The 18,186-nt window shown below is 31.4% G+C and carries 12 protein-coding genes; 7 read left to right on the top strand and 5 right to left on the bottom strand.

Translation table 11 applies throughout. The annotated features are described in order from the left end of the window. Positions 1-12 precede the first annotated feature (12 nt). The 4 genes from DK508_RS02000 to DK508_RS02015 form a co-directional block, all read right to left on the bottom strand. Entirely contained in the window at positions 13-1,470 is a 1,458-nt protein-coding gene (locus tag DK508_RS02000; RefSeq protein ID WP_109299067.1) for a S41 family peptidase, read from the bottom strand. Between the two features lie 193 nt (positions 1,471-1,663). Then, on the bottom strand, positions 1,664-2,971 hold the full coding sequence (locus DK508_RS02005) for a carboxypeptidase-like regulatory domain-containing protein (protein WP_109299068.1): 1,308 nt from the start codon (positions 2,969-2,971) through the stop codon (positions 1,664-1,666). Between the two features lie 137 nt (positions 2,972-3,108). Next, complete coding sequence (locus DK508_RS02010) at positions 3,109-4,509, bottom strand: ATP-binding protein (protein WP_109299069.1); 1,401 nt, start codon at positions 4,507-4,509, stop codon at positions 3,109-3,111. 209 nt (positions 4,510-4,718) lie between these two features. Next, positions 4,719-5,252, bottom strand: coding sequence for a hypothetical protein (locus DK508_RS02015; protein ID WP_109299070.1), 534 nt, complete (start codon positions 5,250-5,252; stop codon positions 4,719-4,721). A gap of 529 nt (positions 5,253-5,781) precedes the next feature. Between DK508_RS02015 and DK508_RS02020 the strand changes: the two genes are divergently transcribed. Continuing rightward, positions 5,782-7,857 (top strand): M13 family metallopeptidase, encoded by a 2,076-nt coding sequence (locus tag DK508_RS02020; RefSeq protein WP_109299071.1) that lies wholly within the window; start codon positions 5,782-5,784, stop codon positions 7,855-7,857. Between the two features lie 53 nt (positions 7,858-7,910). On the opposite strand, the gene DK508_RS02025 is transcribed toward DK508_RS02020, so the two are convergent. Further along, positions 7,911-8,555, bottom strand: coding sequence for a hypothetical protein (locus DK508_RS02025; RefSeq protein ID WP_109299072.1), 645 nt, complete (start codon positions 8,553-8,555; stop codon positions 7,911-7,913). Positions 8,556-8,670: 115 nt separating this feature from the next. On the opposite strand from DK508_RS02025, the gene DK508_RS02030 reads away from it, so the two are divergent. The 6 genes from DK508_RS02030 (at position 8,671) to DK508_RS02055 (ending at position 18,138) form a co-directional block, all read left to right on the top strand. After that, complete coding sequence (locus tag DK508_RS02030; protein WP_109299073.1) at positions 8,671-10,005, top strand: aspartate kinase; 1,335 nt, start codon at positions 8,671-8,673, stop codon at positions 10,003-10,005. A 915-nt stretch (positions 10,006-10,920) separates the two neighbouring features. Then, positions 10,921-11,673 carry a hypothetical protein gene (locus DK508_RS02035; RefSeq protein ID WP_109299074.1) on the top strand — a complete coding sequence of 251 codons (753 nt, stop codon included), beginning with the start codon at positions 10,921-10,923 and terminating at the stop codon, positions 11,671-11,673. A gap of 2 nt (positions 11,674-11,675) precedes the next feature. After that, positions 11,676-14,438: a carboxypeptidase-like regulatory domain-containing protein gene (locus DK508_RS02040; protein WP_109299075.1), complete on the top strand. Its 2,763-nt coding sequence runs from the start codon at positions 11,676-11,678 to the stop codon at positions 14,436-14,438. A gap of 8 nt (positions 14,439-14,446) precedes the next feature. Next, positions 14,447-15,637 (top strand): DUF4249 domain-containing protein, encoded by a 1,191-nt coding sequence (locus DK508_RS02045; protein WP_160114524.1) that lies wholly within the window; start codon positions 14,447-14,449, stop codon positions 15,635-15,637. A gap of 83 nt (positions 15,638-15,720) precedes the next feature. After that, on the top strand, positions 15,721-16,866 hold the full coding sequence (locus DK508_RS02050; RefSeq protein ID WP_160114525.1) for a DUF4249 domain-containing protein: 1,146 nt from the start codon (positions 15,721-15,723) through the stop codon (positions 16,864-16,866). Positions 16,867-16,977: 111 nt separating this feature from the next. Then, positions 16,978-18,138, top strand: a complete 1,161-nt coding sequence (locus DK508_RS02055; RefSeq protein WP_160114526.1) for a DUF4249 domain-containing protein — start codon at positions 16,978-16,980, stop codon at positions 18,136-18,138. The last annotated feature ends 48 nt before the right edge of the window (positions 18,139-18,186 follow it).

Raw genomic sequence — 18,186 nt, forward strand, 5'->3', positions numbered from 1 at the left:
AAATAATTTGGCTTACCTACCTTTAATTAACTTATATACGTAATCCAGTAATACATCTTTTCCTGAAATCAAATCCTCGCGTGATATAGTGATATATTTATCAGGTGGTACTCCAGATCCCTTGGGTACATTCTTGTTTTTTGTATAGTGATTTACCTTTTCCATAAACATTGCAAACTTTATTTTGGAGTTAGGTAGTTCATAATATACAGGGAATTCACCATTATGGAAATAATATCCGCCACCGGTTTCTTCTCCAATTAAAATCATATCAGGATCATTTTTGACATTTAAAGCAAAAGTCGCTGCTGCAGAAAAAGAGGTCCCTCCGGTTAGAACATATACTTTTCCATTAAATCGATTCTCATCGGGGACCATAATAGTCTCCATATCATCAAAAGGAAGTTTCCAACCATCGTATACAGGGTGATTTTTAAATTTATCATTTAAAAACTCCTTCTCATTCAGGAATGACCTACTCAAATGTTTTTTTTCAGGAATAGAAAGAGCAGTTACATACGAACTTGTTGTTTGTTTGAAATTTTTTTGAGTAAGGAATGAGAATAAATGAACAGCATTTGCTCTAAAACCTCCATCATTTTGTCTTATATCTACAATAAGGTGACGAATTTTTCTCTTATTTATTTCTTTAAATATTTTAGTAAGATGAGATTGAAATATTCTAATATCTCCTCCAAAACTATTTACAGTCAATATGGCTGTTCCTAAATATTCCTTATAATAAACGAATGGAGTTTTGTTTCCAATAAACTTATCAAAAAAATCAAAACCGTTTTCTTGATTGTGATATTTGGCAAAATATGAATTTCGCTTTGTGTTTCTAAGTTTGACTTTTACAAAAGGTTCTGCATCTAAAATTATGATTTTTTCAATACCATCAGGTTGGATATATTCAACCTCAAACTTTTTTGTAATGCCAAACTCATAGGTATAAAACTGCCCGAATTTTAATTCGATATCTCTATACTTTTTCGTAAGGTTATAACCATCTGTTGGAGCATATTTTTTAAAACGCTCAAGAATATTACTCACATCTACCGTGTTGATTTTTTTAATTTGTGACCCTATAGGGATGTCAAAATCATTTGTGTCTGTATAAAATTCGGTATTAATTATTTTTAAGATTAATGGGAAGTAATATTGATCCGTCTTTATGGTACTGGGTGCAGCAAAAACTAAATGACCATCCCTTATTTGATTTGTGATAGTGAGTATGTCTTTATACAGAGTAATATCTGTAAAATCATTATTTATCGATTCCTTAACCGTTTCTATGAGGTAGTCTAAAGAATCTTGTGAGATATATTCATACAAACTTGGGTGCCCCTTTTTGATGATTTTTTCCAAAATATCAATATCGGCTCTTATAGCAGTAGAGTCGATTTTTTTTTGACCAGATATCGATTGGATAATAGCCCAACAAAATACAATGAATAACGTTTTTTGCATTATAAAATTTTGAAATATAAAATTTCTGTATTAATAACTCAATTTTAGAGATTGATGTTGCAATAGTATAATTTTCCCTGTGGTAAAAGTAGTAAAATTGTGTTGCGAATATGTGCTGAAGGCGATTATTTGATAATCAAAAAAAAGAATGCACAAACGTGCATTCTTAGTTAAAAGCAAATATTTTTTTTTTTTAATTTAATTTTCTAAGTTGTTTCTGTATTTTTTTGATGGCAGATTCTATAGATTTTTCAGGTTCTATCACATTATACTCTCCCCAGAATCTTGGGTCAGAAAAACCTGATGCTTCATCATTAATTACAACTGATGATTTTAATCGATCTTTAGCTTTTAATGTCGCTTTTTCTAGATTTTTTTTCCAATCAGTAACAGCCATTTCAACATTTAACTTATATACAGAGTTAAATAGTTTTTTCTTCCAGTTTATTTTGATGGCCAAATCTATTCTTCCATATCCATAATACCACTTGCCATCCTTCTGTCTGTAATCTATATTATAACTTGCTTGAGTTGGCATAACTTTCGCATTTCGTGGTTTTTTTCTGACAAACATTCTACTTACTTCTTCCTTGTTGTCCATGTTTAAACTAAAAACAGCTTTTTTCATTGCCAGAGTTTCTGCATCGATATATAGTTTACCAAAATACAAAGGTTCAATAATAAAAGGACGTTGTTTAAATTTCAATACATAAATATATTTGTCATTAATTTTGGTAGTTTTACCGAAACTAAATTCATATGTTTCTAACATATTTTCTGTAAAGAGAATCTCAGGATTTTTCATTACATCAATATATAACGTACTGGTTGGTCCACCTTGGAGTTTTACTGTTAACGTATCTAGTTTTTTATAATCCGCACTTTTTCTGGCTTTATATAATTTTATAGCATCAGTTTTTGGAGATTTGTATGGGTTTTTATATACATCAACTACAGCTTCTGAAAGAGAAACATAACTTCTACGTTTTTTAATAGTTTCTCTATAAAAAGCAGTCATAATGGTGTTGTCACTTAGGTAGTTGTCGCCTTTTTTCTTCATTACTGCACGAATCAAAGCTTCAGGATCTCTTGGATCAATATTCACCTCAGAGAGCTCTGTAATGGAGAGATTGAGACCTATTCTGGTGAATTCTCCGTTAAGTCGTGAGAGTGATATGGTTTCATCATTGTATCCTAAATGGGATATCGTGATTTCTCCATTGCTTTTATCTTTAGGCACTTTTAGTAAAAATTTACCTTCATCATTGGTTACTGTAGAAATATTAGTTCCATTTAGAGAAATTGTCGCAGATATAAGTGGTTTATCATTTTGACTGTCTACTACTAATCCTTTATACTCATTATGATTTATTGCATCGGTTTGAGTATTATCTTGAAGATAGGCAGAAGCTTGTAAATGAGTAGTGTATCCGGTTATAAAAAAAATAAACCAATAAAAGATGAAATGCTTTTTGAACGATAGTATACTTTTTTTGTTCATAGCTCGAGTTTTTAGGTTTAACTTCTTTGTTGTAAAGTTTAATCTTACCTTACAATATAATAAATTTTAATGAGTCAAATGACTATAAAATAGTTAAAACCCGTGGTTTACGTAACAATTACATAGGTTAAATAGCGTTAATGGTAATCAAAGTGATCTCCAAACCAGTTTTTAAGCTTGATGTTTAGAATTTCGGTAGTAAAAGGCTTCATAATATAATCATCTAAGCCTTTTGCGATAAAGCGTTCCGCATCTCCTGGAAGCGCATTAGAGGTAAGTGCAATTATAGGTGGCACATTTTTATAATTCTTTCGAATTTCGAGACAAGTTTGTACTCCATCAATATCTGGTAAATTGATATCCATTAAAATCACGTCGTAGAGATTCTCCTCAAATAATTCTAAGGCTTGTTTACCTGTTTTTGCTACATCCGCAGTGCACCCTAAATATTTAAGAATTTGCTTAGACACAAGGATGTTGGTGTCAGAATCTTCGACTAATAGTACATGAAGATTGTACTTTTGGTCGCTAGGATCATTTGATATTTTGTTTGGTTTTGAAGGAACGATATCCGAAATACCACATGTAAAGGTAAACCAGAAATTACTGCCTTGCCCTAATTCACTTTTTACGCCTAGTTTACCATTCATAAGATGTACTAATTTCTTACTTATGGTAAGTCCTAAACCGGTTCCCTCTCCTATTAATATAGTTTCGTCATGAAATTGACTAAATCGGCTAAATAAATCTTCTTGATCTTTTTTACTTATACCAATACCAGAATCGATTATTTCGATTTTTAAAGTTAATTCTGTGTTTTTTTGAGATTGTTTAGAGACTTTAACTTTAATATTCCCTTCTTCGGTAAACTTAATTGCGTTTCCGATAAGGTTAGAGATTATTTGCGTTAACCTATGACTATCCCCTATAATGTATTCTGGCAATTCTTCATGATATTCGCTAATAATTTCTATCCCTTTGGCTTTAGAAATAGCAAGAAAGAGGTTTACATTTTGTTCTATAGCTTCTCTTAAATTAAAGCTTTTTGAGATTAATTTAAATTTCCCTGCTTCGATTTTGGATAAATCCAAAACCTGATTTAGAATTTCTAATAGATTATGAGATGATTGCTGGATTATTGTGACATATTCTTTTTGAAGATCATTGAGTTCGGTATTTTTGAATAGTAAATCAATCATACCGATAACTCCAACCATAGGAGTCCTAATTTCATGACTCATATTGGCCAGAAAATCTTGTTTAAATTTTGAAGCTTTAAGTATTTGTTTGTTCTTGTTTTTAAGCTTATCCAAATTTCGACCACCGTACATTGCAAAGAGACCCAAGAAAAGAGGTGCCGTATCTATAATATAATGTATGGGATAATTTTTTTGAACGAAAATGACAGATTGCCATGAATACTCAAGATCTAATTTGGCAATATCAATATTTGTTGCCAAAACCGGAAATACAAACCCAAATAAGATTCCGTAGAATAAGTATTTAGCAGCTTCAGTTTTGAGCCAAGATGTTCGCATACTACAATTTGGTTTAATGCTTTAAACGAATGTGATTAAAAATACAGGGGTATGTGGGGAGATCGATTTGATCTTCTTTTGTTAAATATAAGTTTTTTTGAAATATAAGACTAGATATCTCTTTTATTAGTATACGTTTTGGTAACGATAAAAGAAAAAAATCCATAGTAGGACTACTATGGATTTAAACCTTACTTTTAATGAGTGTGTTATCCTTTAAACACTATTTTTCTTAATTTGTATCCTTCTATTTTGATTAAATATGTTTTTGGATCTACTAAGTAATGAATATAATCATCAACTTTTCCTTTATCCAATAATCTACCATCCAAAGTATATAAACTATAATCTAGTCCTTGTGGTACTTCGATGATATGTCTGAAAGTTTTTTGAGCTATAGTTTGTTGACAAGCATCGTCTGCCAAAAATCTATTAATAAATGTTACTCTTCCTTGTTCTTCACCTTCAAGAGTTACAGTAGCAGTGCTATCTATATCAATAATTCCATTTCCGGTAAGATCTCCAAGGATTATTAAACATGCATTTCTTATTTTAATCCGTGCTCCATCTTCAATATGCAGACTCTCGGTAATAAAAATAACACCTTCTTCTGTATTCTCATCCAGACCATTAATCACGGTGTTCTCTGTCACTGATATTAGCTTATAGGAAATATCAATTTTTGTATTCGCAAATACAATGCTTGTTACAAGCAAGGCAAAAATGGGTAGTAGTGTTTTCATAAAGTTTGGTTTTAGGGTTAAACCTTAATTTAATTTGTAAGTAAATACTTACTTATGATGATTTTTTATCGTTGTAAAACACAAAATCAACGACAATATACAATAAATTATGTTAAAAACATACTTTGATTATGCTTATTGCCGATAATAAGCTGCAGATATTATTAAGAAATTCTACGTACCCCCTGTATTTACTGCATGTTCGACATATGTTAATTTTTTGTTTTTTTTAACAAAATTTAACTTTTTAGAGAATATTTTACTGATTTTTAGGTAAATAACAAAAAACGCTTATTCGAAAGCCTATTTCGTAGTAATTTAAAGTTTAAGTATATATTTAGTTTTTAGGCTACAGTTAATTCATTTATAATTAAGGTTTTAATATTGCCAAAATCTTATATTTTAGTTAAAACTATGTTTTTTACTCCGTAGGATGTTCCATTTTATATAAATTACGCGCTGATTATGCGTAACGAATCCTCATTTCTTACGTCATATTACGGATAACTAATCTTAATTTATTAATAGAATGAGTTTAAAAATGAAAAATGTGTATTTTTTGGCTGTATTCGCTGTTGCATTTGTAAGTTGTAAAAACGAAACAAAAAAAGAACAGAGTGAAGAAGTTGCAGAAGTTGAAAAAGTTCCAGGAATAGTTCTTGAGAACATGGATACTTCAATCAGTCCAAAAGAAGATTTTTACAATTACGTTAATGGTAATTGGATGAAAACTACAGAAATTCCTGAAGATAGAACCCGTTGGGGTGGTTTCGGAGTTTTGAGAAAGAAAACTGATGATGATGTTTTAAAAATTTTAGAAGAAGCTAAGGCAAGCGGAAAATATGCTGCTGACTCGGATCAAGCCAAGGCACTTGCTATTTTTGACACTAAATTAGATACTGTAGCCAGAAATAAAGCAGGATTAACTCCTCTACAACCGGCTTTGGATGATATCGCATCGGTTAAAAATTTAAATGATCTTCAAACAGTAATAGCAAAAAACCCATCAGTTTCTACACCTTTTATTAATATTGGTGTGCAAGCTGATCTAAGTAATAGCGAAATGAATGCTGTATACTTAGGAGCTAATGGATTAGGGTTACCTGATCGTGATTATTATCTGGATCAAGACGAAAAATCAAAAGAGATTCGTGAAGAATATAAAAAGCATATTGTAAGAATGTTGCAAATGTTGGGTGATTCAGAATCTGATGCTATCGCTGCTTCTAATAAAATACTTGAGTTAGAAACTGCATTGGCAGAGCCTAGATTAGATAAAGTTGAAAGAAGAGATGCTCGTAATTACAATAACCCTAGAACAATTGCAGAAGCAGATGCAATGCTTTCTTCTATTGATTTTAATAAATTAATAACTGATCTTGGAATTACGAAAAAATTTGATACTATTATTGTTGCCCAGTTACGTTTTGCAAAATCTTTAGATGGGTTCTTAAAAAATACTCCTATTGAAGATTTAAAAACTTTAGTAAGATGGGATACTTTTAATAGTGCTACAGGTAGATTAAGTACTGAAGTAGAAGATGCAAATTGGGAATTTTATAGTAAATACCTTAGAGGACAAAAGGAACAACGTCCTGCAGATGAGAGAGCGCTTGCTACAGTGAATGGTACTGTAGGTGAAGCTTTAGGTAAATTATATGTGGATGAAAAATTTCCGCCAGAGGCTAAAGCTAAAGCTGAAAAAATGATTGCCAATGTAATTGAAGCATATAAAGCACGTATCCAGAAGTTAGATTGGATGAGTGATACTACAAAAACAAAAGCAATAGAAAAATTAAACAAGTTTACCGTTAAAATTGGATACCCGGATTCTTGGGAAGATTATTCAAAAATGGAAGTAGCTGCAGATAAAACGTATTTCGAAAATATGGCTGCTGTTGGTAAATGGGCAAGAGATAAGAATTTTGCAGAAATAGGAGAGCCTGTAGACAAGACCGAATGGGGAATGTCTCCACAAACAGTAAATGCATATTTTAATCCGCTTAATAATGAGATTGTTTTTCCGGCAGCAATTTTACAACCGCCATTTTACAACTACACGGCTGATGAGGCTGTAAATTATGGAGGAATAGGTGCCGTAATTGGACATGAAATTTCTCATGCATTTGATGATTCTGGAGCTCGTTTTGATAGTGATGGAAATCTGAAGAATTGGTGGACAGATGAAGATCTTGCAGCTTTCACAGAAAGAGGAAATGCATTGGCAGAACAATATGATGCTATAGAAGTTCTAGATAGTGTATTTATCAATGGTAAATTTACATTAGGAGAAAATATAGGAGATTTAGGAGGAGTATTAGGTGCATATGATGGCTTACAGAGGCATTTTGCAGAGAATGGTAGACCTGAAGATATTGATGGGTTTACTGCAGAGCAACGTTTTTTCATGTCTTGGGCAACCGTTTGGAGAACAAAAATACGTGAAGATGCTTTGAGAACTCAAATCAAAACAGATCCACATTCTCCTGGAGATACAAGAGCAATTCAACCTTTATTGAATGTTGAGGAGTTTTATAAAGCTTTTGATATAAAAGAAGGAGATAAAATGTATTTGGCACCAGAAAAAAGAGTACATATCTGGTAAAAATATATGAGATAAAATAAATTAAAACCCTGCTATTTGGCAGGGTTTTTTATTTAATTCTCTTTAATTTCATTCATGAGTAAGAAGGCTTGGTTCACATAATCCTTTTCTAAAAATAAAGTAAAATAATTGGAGGTAGAGATAACTTCAAAAACGGGAATACCTTCGTAAGCCAATAATTTGAAAATATAAAAGTACAAGCCAATTACTTTTGAATTATCTTCGGGCAATGCAATAGACATAGATGATAAGTTATCTGCAACCGAGATTCGAGTTTCATTCTTAAAATGTTTTTCTACGGTATCTTTAAGAGATGAAGTAACCAAAATATTACTTTCTTGAAAATTACTAGAATAGGTGAAATAGGCCTTAGCTTCATTCTTCACACTATTTAATAGGTTCGCTTGACTGGTTAATATGGTATTTGAGTTTAAAAAAGTATATTCCGTAATTCCTGATCTCACTACAATATCACCAAGATTTCTTAAATTATCTATATGTTTGATTCTTCTTGGGTGATAACGCCTCAGGGCCATAACAATCGAACCTGGTTTAACAGGTTTTCTCATCACTTTTTCTACTTGTGGTAAAAGGTCAATCGCTAAAGAGCTAAAATTAATAATATCTCTTGATAAAGCATCTTCTAAAAAAGGTTGATGTCTTAAAATATTATGTACACAATCGGTAATAGTTTTCATTGTTATATATTTAACAGGCTGTGCTAATTTATGCTTTTTCTTTTAAAATATTTATAATATGTATGTAATTAATTAATTATGCAGTATAAAAAGAACAATAGCAAAAGAAAAATTGATGAAAATTTTAAAGTTTGGCGGGACATCTGTAGGGTCGGTAGAAAATTTACATAGGGTTAAGGATATCCTTGTGTCTGATCAAGAAAGTAAAATAGTGGTGTGTTCTGCAATGTCTGGAGTTACAGATCAATTAGTTAGTTTGGTAGAACATGTAAAATTTGAGGATACCGATGCTATTACAAGAAGTATTCATAGATTAGAAAGTAAACATAGTGATGTTATTGATGTGTTAATCCAAAATGAAGATATTAAAGGAACTCTTAAAGATGGTTTGTCGTTAATGATTACAGAGTTATTTGAAATTTCGAATCAAAAATATTCTGAAATTATAAATTCTCAAATCATCACCTATGGAGAAGCTCTTTTAACTTATATTTTTTCGGGTTTTTTAAATTCACTCCAAATTCACAATGTTCTTTTAGATGCTAAAGATTTTATGCATGTAGAAACTGTAGAGAATCCAAATATATTAAAAGTAGGTAAGAGAATTGAAAAAGTGTTAGAAGAGAGTACTCAATCTTCTATTTATATTACACAAGGTTTTGTTTGTAGAAATAATAATGGAGATATAGGGCATTTAAAGAGAGGTGGAAGTGATTATACCGCAACAATTATTGGAGCAGCTATCAATGCTTCAGAAATTCAAATTTGGACAGATATAGATGGATTGCATAATAATGATCCTAGATTCGTAGATAATACGCAACCAATATCTCATCTTACGTATAACGAGGCAGCAGAATTGGCATACTTTGGGGCTAAAATTTTACACCCTCAAACAGTTTCTCCAGTTGTTGGTAAAGAAATTCCGGTGTTATTAAAGAATACATTTGATCCAGAAGCATCTGGGACAATCATCTCTAACAAAACATATAAAAAGGGATTAAAAGCTATTTCTGCTAAGGATGGTATTACAGCAATAAAGATTAAATCCAACCGAATGTTAATGGCGCATGGATATTTAAGAAGGATTTTTGAGGTTTTTGATAATTATCATACTTCTATAGACATGATTACTACTTCAGAAATTGCAATATCATTAACTATAGATAATGTAAGTAACCTAGATAAGATCATAAAAGAAATTGAAACTTATGCAGAGGTTACTGTCGAACAAAATCATAGTATTATATGTATTGTTGGAGAATCTGTAATTAATGATAAAAATTCATATAAATTATTCGAGATTCTAAATTATATTCCGGTAAGAATGGTTTCATATGGGGGAAGTAATAATAATATTTCCATACTAGTGGATACTAAGGATAAGATACCAACTTTAAGGTTTTTAAATGAAAAACTATTTCAAGTACGACATGAAATAGTGGTATAATTGTTTGTTATGTAATTTGTACAAGAGTAGGGTGAGAGCTTTGATATCATGCGTAATATATCTTCAAAAGGCTTAATCCCTACTTTTTTTATTGAAACATTATATGTGAATTTCAATTTTGTTATCTAACGTTGCGCTTTTTTTGCAAAAATAATTGAATCATTTAAATTGTTCACTTCCCGTTATTTTTAATGGTTTTCTTCTTGTATTGTTAATTAGATTATCATATTGGTTCTCAGTTTTTAAAACCTAAGTTAACGGATTGAAAACTTAACGGAGATTTCTATACAAATAAACTAATATTTAAGGGTAACATTTATAAAAACGTAGTACTCTATATTGTAGAAGAGCATCTTTTGTCCTTTATTTGGTGATGATAAATAGTAAAGATATTATTATCTAACTGTTCATAATTATATGTGATATTTGGCAGAACCATAGAAAACTTGACTAAAGTAATATAGCTTAATTGTTTTATTTCATTTCAAAAAAAGTCAAACTTTTCAGGTTATTTTAGAATAAATTGATTCGAAATTCTCAAAAATCAATCGAAATTCTAGAATACCCATAACTAAATATTGTAGAAGAATATCTTTTACATTTTCTTTGGTTTAGATAAATTTTAAAGATATCATCTTAGTTATGTAATTATAGTTGTTTTTGACGCAACTATATTAAGCTTTAAAGTCTTATAGGTATTAAGTGCGTAATTAAGGGTAGTGTAGATGTTTTAAACCATGTTAAGATTATGTTATTTTACCAACGCAGTATCTTTATTTATTGGTTAAACATATATATTTAGTTCGAATAGTCAGGGAAATTATAAAAGTCGTATTTATTTTATATTCACTTGTTTTAAATAAAATAAGGGAGATATAAATAAAGTGAATGCTTTTGTATATAAATTTTAAGTGTGTGAAAAACAATTACAAGATTTTTGTTGGGTTACTCTTCATCTTATTTTTAAACATCAAATTTAGCTTGGTATACAGTCAATCTGTATCTGATAAAGAGGTGTATTATCAATGGTTCGATGATTCGGTAAAAAAAGAAAACACAAGCCTATATAATGGTACTGTGTTTGTGAATAGGTATAGAGTAATAGGAGAAAAACATCGGTTTTTTACTACGAATGATTTTTTGACTGGTACGATTTCTTATGATGGTCAAAAATATTATAACCTTCCTATACAATATGATGTATATCAAGACGAACTTATTGTAAAATTGAAGCAAGGGTATCGAGAAGTGCCTTTGCAACTTATTAAAAGTAAGGTGCATAGTTTTGTCATAAATAATACTCCTTTCGTAAATATTGTTAACGACAGTCTTGCGCAGAATAATAGAGATGGTTTTTATGAAGTGTTGCTCAAAACTCCTACACTTTCTCTTTTAAAAAAATATAATAAAGGAAGAAGAAAAAGAATCAAAAACGGCCAGGCTTTCTATGAGTTTGCGGCGAGTAGTGATCATATTCTTTTTTACAATCAAAAATACTTTGATGTAGGAAGCAAAAAAGAAGTAATAGAGGTTTTTCCTCAGTTTAAAGACGATATTAATTCATTTTCTAGTACTTCTAAAAAATTAAAAAAAGCAGATCCAGATGCTTATAAAAAATCGTTGTTTAAAAAAATACATGGTTTAATTTCTAATGCTAATAATTTATAAAAATGAAGAAGTTATTATTCATTGTATTTTTAGTAAACTTCTTTGTTGCCACAGGCCAGCAAGAAGAAAAAAAAGTAACTGTAAATTTTAATGATTTAAGTTTGTTGGAAGCTCTTCAGGTTATTGAATCTGCCACCGATTATCATTTTTATTACGTTGAAGAATGGTTGGGGGATAAACGTATCTCGGGAACGTATACTCAGGTGCCCTTAAAAACTGTTTTGGATGAAATATTTAATAAGACAGTAATCAATTATTATTTATTAGAGGATAACGAAGTAGTATTGGTTCGAAACAATGTTATTTATGATAATCTTCCTCAAGGTTTTTTCGGTAGAGAAATTAAAGAAACCGAACAAATTGTTCAAAAGACAAAACGAAAAATAAACCCTTCTTTTTATGTAGATCAAAAATCTTCTAGAAAAACTGAAACTATACGAATAGGAAGAGAGGATAAAAACAATCCTAAAAACAGTTTTACACTTAGTGGATTGGTTACAAATATGCGTACCGGTAGACCCATCGCTAACCTAGCTATTGTAGTGCCAGGAACTGATGTTGGTACTCAAACCAATAAAGATGGTTTTTATCAAATAGAATTACCACAAGGGCAAAACATTATTGAAACTAGTTCTGTAGGAATTCAGGATTCTAAAAAACGTGTTATTATTTATAATGATGGGGAATTAGATTTTGAACTTGACGAAAGTTTAGAATTATTAGATGAGGTTATTCTCGAAGGTAAAGTAAGTAAAAATGTAACCGAAACTATAACAGGTGCAGAAAAAATAGATGTAGAAGAATCTAAAAATATTCCTCTAGTTCTAGGGGAAAGAGATGTTTTTAAAGTAGCTACTACTTTACCAGGTATTGCTACAGCGGGAGAAGGATCTGCAGGATTTAATGTTCGAGGGGGTAAAACAGACCAAAATCTAATACTAGTAGATGATGCTGTGATTTATAGTCCGCAACACTTTTTTGGGATTTTTTCGGCATTGAACCCTTTTGCTATAGAAGATGTAACGATTTACAAAGGAAGTATTCCTGCAGAATATGGAGGAAGATTATCTTCCGTATTTGATATCCAACTAAAAGATGCGAATACCAAAAAATTTAGTGGTGAAGCATCTATAGGCCCAGTAACGGGGAACGTGTTGTTAGATATTCCTGTAATAAAAGATAAATCAGGATTATTAGTAGGAGGACGAGGAGCTTATGCAAATTACATTCTAAAATCATTAGATGATGAGGCGTTAAAGGATAGTCAAGCTTCCTTTTACGATGCTAACCTTAAATACACGCACAGATTTAATGAAAATAATAAGCTTAGCGCTAATGCCTATATAAGTAGAGATGATTTTAGTATTACTTCTGATTCATTATATGTATATAATAACAGGTTACTATCATTAAAATGGGATCATACTTTTAATGATAAAAATAAAGGAAGTTTGATATTAGCAAACAGTCAATATAAGTTTAATATCGAGTTTGATGGAGGTGCAAATAATAATTTTGATTTAGGGTTTTCGATCGATGAGACTGAGGCTAAATTAAAAATGAATCATGCCTTTAATGATAAGTACCAAATCGATTATGGAGTGTCTAGTAAGTTGTATGTTATTGATCCAGGATCTATTGATCCTCTCGATGATCAATCTATAGTAACCCCATTTGCAATACCAAAAGAAAGAGCACTAGAATCTGCTGCGTTTATCGCCGGTAAATTAGATTTTACAGATAAATTTTCGATAGATGCGGGATTAAGATTTTCAGTATATAATGCATTGGGAGAAGGTCAACAAAGAGTTTTTGAAGAAGGTAGACCTAGAAGTGAGGCAACCGTCATAAATACACTGGATTTCGAGAAAAATGAGGTGATTGAAACTTATGGCGGCCCAGAAGCAAGAGTATCTGCAAGATATTTGATTAGACCGGATTTATCGATAAAAGCGAGTTTTAATAATACTTTTCAATACATACATAGATTATCGAATAATACGACTGTATCGCCAATCGATACTTGGAAACTTTCGGATTTAAATATAGAACCACAAAGAGCAAATCAGTATTCTCTGGGATTATATAAAAATTTTAAAGATGATATTTATGAATTGAGTGTAGAAGGTTTCTATAAAACATCAGAGAATATTCTAGATTTTAAGACCGGAGCTCAGATTTTATTAAACGAAACCATCGAGGCAGAAGTTTTGCAAGGCGAAGGTAAAGCGTATGGAGTAGAGTTTTTACTGAAGAAGAATAAAGGGAAATTCAATGGTTGGTTAGGATATACGTATTCTAGATCTTTTATAAAATTGGATAGTCAATTTCCCGAAGAAGTGGTTAATAATGGAGAGTTTTTTCCTTCTAATTTTGATAAGCCTCACGATATTAGTGCAGTTGCCAACTATAAGTTTACCAAAAGATTTAGTCTCTCGGCTAATTTTGTATATCAAACCGGAAGACCTGTTACTTTTCCGGTAGGGAATTTTATTTTCAATGGATCAGAAACAGTAGTATTTAGTGATCGTAACAGATTTAGAATACCAGATTTTTATCGTTTAGATCTTGGATTTAATATTGAAGGAAATCATAAAAAGAAAAAATTAGCACATAGTTTTTGGACAATTTCTATTTATAATGTTTTAGGAAGAAATAATCCCTTCTCGGTATTTTTTGTTACCGAAGATGGAGAGGTGAAATCATTGAAAAGTTCGATATTTTCAATTCCAGTTCCTTCAATAACTTATAACTTCAAATTCTAATCAAAAAAGTGTTTGTTAAGAAAACATATCGATTAGTAGTTCTTCTAATCCTTGCTTCGGTGAGTAATAGTTGTGTAGAAGAATTTGAATTTGGGACACAGAATTTTGAAGACATTCTGGTAGTACAAGCTAGACTAACCGATGAGTTAAAAAACCAGGAAATTATACTTTCACGATCTTTTCGTTTAGAAAATGAAGGTCCTGCTCCAGAAGTTGGAGCAACTGTTAGTATCGTTGATGATCAAGAAGTGATTTATCCATTTTCAGAGGTTTCTCCAGGGCAATATGTTTCGGATAATATGTTCGCAGCTGAAGTAAATCTTAATTATCAATTGATGATCACTACGCAAACTGGGCAATCATATGTATCGAGTTCAGTTAGTTTACCACAAAAAACACAAATCGATAATTTATATGCTGAGCGATTGATTAATGATGATGGGGTAGAAGGAATTGGGATACTTGTAGATAGTTTTGATGCTACAGGTAACGCAAATTTTTATAGATATGAGTATGAAGAAACATATCAAATTATTCCACCATTTTGGTTTGATTTGGATATCCAGGTGATATCCGAAGAACCACCAGAGATTGCTTTGATAACAAGAATGCGAGAAGAAAGAATATGCTATAAAACTAATTTGTCTAAAAATATATTATTGGCAACAACTAATAATCTTGAAGAGAGTAATGTAGAGCGATTTATGGTTAATTTTTTTACACCAGATGATCAAGTCCTAAGAGATAGATATAGTATACTTGTTAAACAGTATGTTCAATCTTTGGAAGCGCATGAATTTTATGAAACTCTAAAGGACTTTTCGGATTCTGAAAGTTTATTTTCTCAAATACAGCCAGGATTTATCAATGGTAATATTCTTTCTGTAGACAATCAAGATGAGAATATTTTAGGATATTTTGAAGCAACATCTGTAACATCCAAACGAATATTTGTGAATAGAAGAGATTTGTTTCCTAGTTCCAATCGTCCAGCTTATCCGGCAAATTGCCCTTTTTTCGAAGTTAATGGTGCTGATGTAAGAGCAGTAATTAGTGCAGTGAATGATAGAGGGTTAAAGTTAATTGGGGTTGGAACCTCTGCAGGTGAGGGACTCGGTGGGCTTACTTTTACGTTTCGCATTTGCAGTGATTGTAATGTTTTAGGAAGTAATATAAGACCTGATTTTTGGGTAGATTAAGTAAGTGTTTTAAGGATAGACAATATTAAATTCTAATTAATTAGAATATGATTTCAAAAAGAATATACAGATTATTTTTATTTATGAGTTTGATACTTGTGTGTAATGGCTGTGTAGAAGAATTTGAATTTGGTACGCAAAATTTTGAGGACATATTGGTTATCGAATCTACGATTACTGATGAGTTAAAATTTCAAGAAGTACTGATTTCTAGAACATTTAGATTGGAGAATGATGATCCATTGTCTGAAAACAATGCAACCGTAAGTGTCGTTGATGATCAACAAGTGGTGTATACATTTAATGAGGCAGAACCAGGAAGATACGTTTCTGTCAATATGTTTGCGGCACAAGTTGGTCGAAGTTATCAGTTACAAATCACTACAAATGATGGTGTATCGTATAGTTCTAGATCATCTATACTACCTCAAAAAACACAAATAGATAATTTGTATGCTGAAAGAATAATTAATGATGATGGGGTAGAAGGTATAGGGATTTTTGTGGATAGTTTTGATCCTACGGGGAATGCAAACTTTTATAGATATAAGTTTGAAGAGACTTATCAAATTATCCCACCATTTTGGAGTGCATTAGATTTAGAAATCGTTTCGGATAATCCTCCAGAAGTAGAATTAGTACCTAGGACAAGAGAGGAGAGGGTATGTTATAAAACAGAGCTTTCTAATAACATTATACTTACAGGAACCAATAACTTATCAGAAAACAGAGTAGATAGATTCATGGTGCGTTTTATTAGACCTGATGACGTAGTGCTAAGAGATCGATACAGTATTTTAGTAGAACAATTTGTACAATCTTTAGAAGCGCATGAGTTTTATAGTACGTTAAGAGATTTTTCAGATTCTGAAAGTTTGTTCTCGCAAGTGCAACCGGGTTTTATAAATGGTAATATTTTTTCTATAAATAACCCAAACGAGAACGTTCTGGGATTCTTTGAAGTGGCATCAGTTTCTTCCGATAGAATTTTTATTAACCTAAAAGATTTAATACCCACAGCTGTTCGCCCTCAATTTCAAGGTAATTGCTCAGAAGCTACACTATTCGAAGAGGGTAATGTAGCTATTATTATTGATTTGCTTCGAAGACGAGGGCTTAGACTGGTTGCATTTAATCCTGCTAGTGGAGAGTATACATTAACTATTCCTATATGTACAGATTGTAATGTTTTGGGGACTAATGTTCGTCCAGATTTTTGGGAAGATTAAGTAGAGGTTTGAAGAGTTTTAATTGTAAAGAAATAGTAAGTAATAAATTTTAAAGATAAATAGTATTAAAAGTTGTTTTATTAGAGTATGATTTCAAAAAGAATATACAGATTGTTTGTACTCATAAGTGGAATACTTATGTGCAATGGCTGTGTTGAAGAGTTTGAATTCGGTACGCAAAATTTTGAAGATTTATTGGTTATTGAATCTACGATTACCGATGAGCTTAAGCTTCAAGAAGTGTTGATCTCCAGAACATTTAGGTTAGAGAATGATGGCCCGTTGCCGGAGAGTAACGCAACCGTAAGTGTAATCGATGATCTACAAGTGGAGTATGTTTTTAATGAGGCTGAACCAGGAAGATATGTTTCTGTTAATATGTTTGAAGCTTTGGCAGGACGAAGTTATCAGTTACAAATCACTACAAATGATGGGAAGTCTTATAGCTCTAGATCATCTGTTTTACCACAGAAAACACAGATCGATAATTTATATGCAGAACAAGTGATTAATGATGATGGAGTAGAGGGTATTGGAATATTTGTAGATAGTTTTGACCCCACGGGGAATGCTGATTTCTATCGTTATGAATTTATAGAAACCTATCAAATCATTCCTCCTTTTTATTCTGATATTACTTTGGAAATTTTGTCAAATGAACCACCCGTAATAGATATAGGACCTCGAACCAGAGAGGAAAGAGTTTGTTATCGAACTGAAATTTCTAATAAAATTATTTTAAATAATATAGGAACGCTTTCTGAAAGTAATGTAAATCGTTTCATGGTTCATTTTTTGCCGCCAGATGATGAAGTTCTTCGGAATAGATATAGTATTTTAGTAAGACAATTGGTGCAGTCTGCAGAGGCAAATCAATTCTTTGAAACCCTAAAAGAATTTTCAGATTCTGAAAGTTTGTTCTCTCAAATTCAACCAGGATTCATTCAGGGAAATATACTTTCTGTTAATAATGCTGATGAAAACGTTTTAGGCTTTTTTGAGGTGGCAACTGTGTCTTCAGAAAGAGTATTTATTAATTTCCGAGATATTTTACCTGGAGTGTTTAGACCTGATTTTCAAGTTAGGTGCACTTTGTTAACCCAAAGAGGAGCAACAAATAACGGAATAAGAGAGGTGATTAGATTAGCTGAAACAGGTTTTAGATTGGTTACTTTTGATGCAACAACAAATGATTACATATTTACAACACCAATATGTACCGATTGCAATGTTTTAGGAACAAATATTCGTCCAGATTTTTGGGTGGATTAATTAAAATAACGATTAAGCTGAAAGATGGAATTGAATAATCTTAAAAGT

Source organism: Aquimarina sp. AU474 (genome assembly GCF_900312815.1).
Lineage (GTDB): Bacteria > Bacteroidota > Bacteroidia > Flavobacteriales > Flavobacteriaceae > Aquimarina.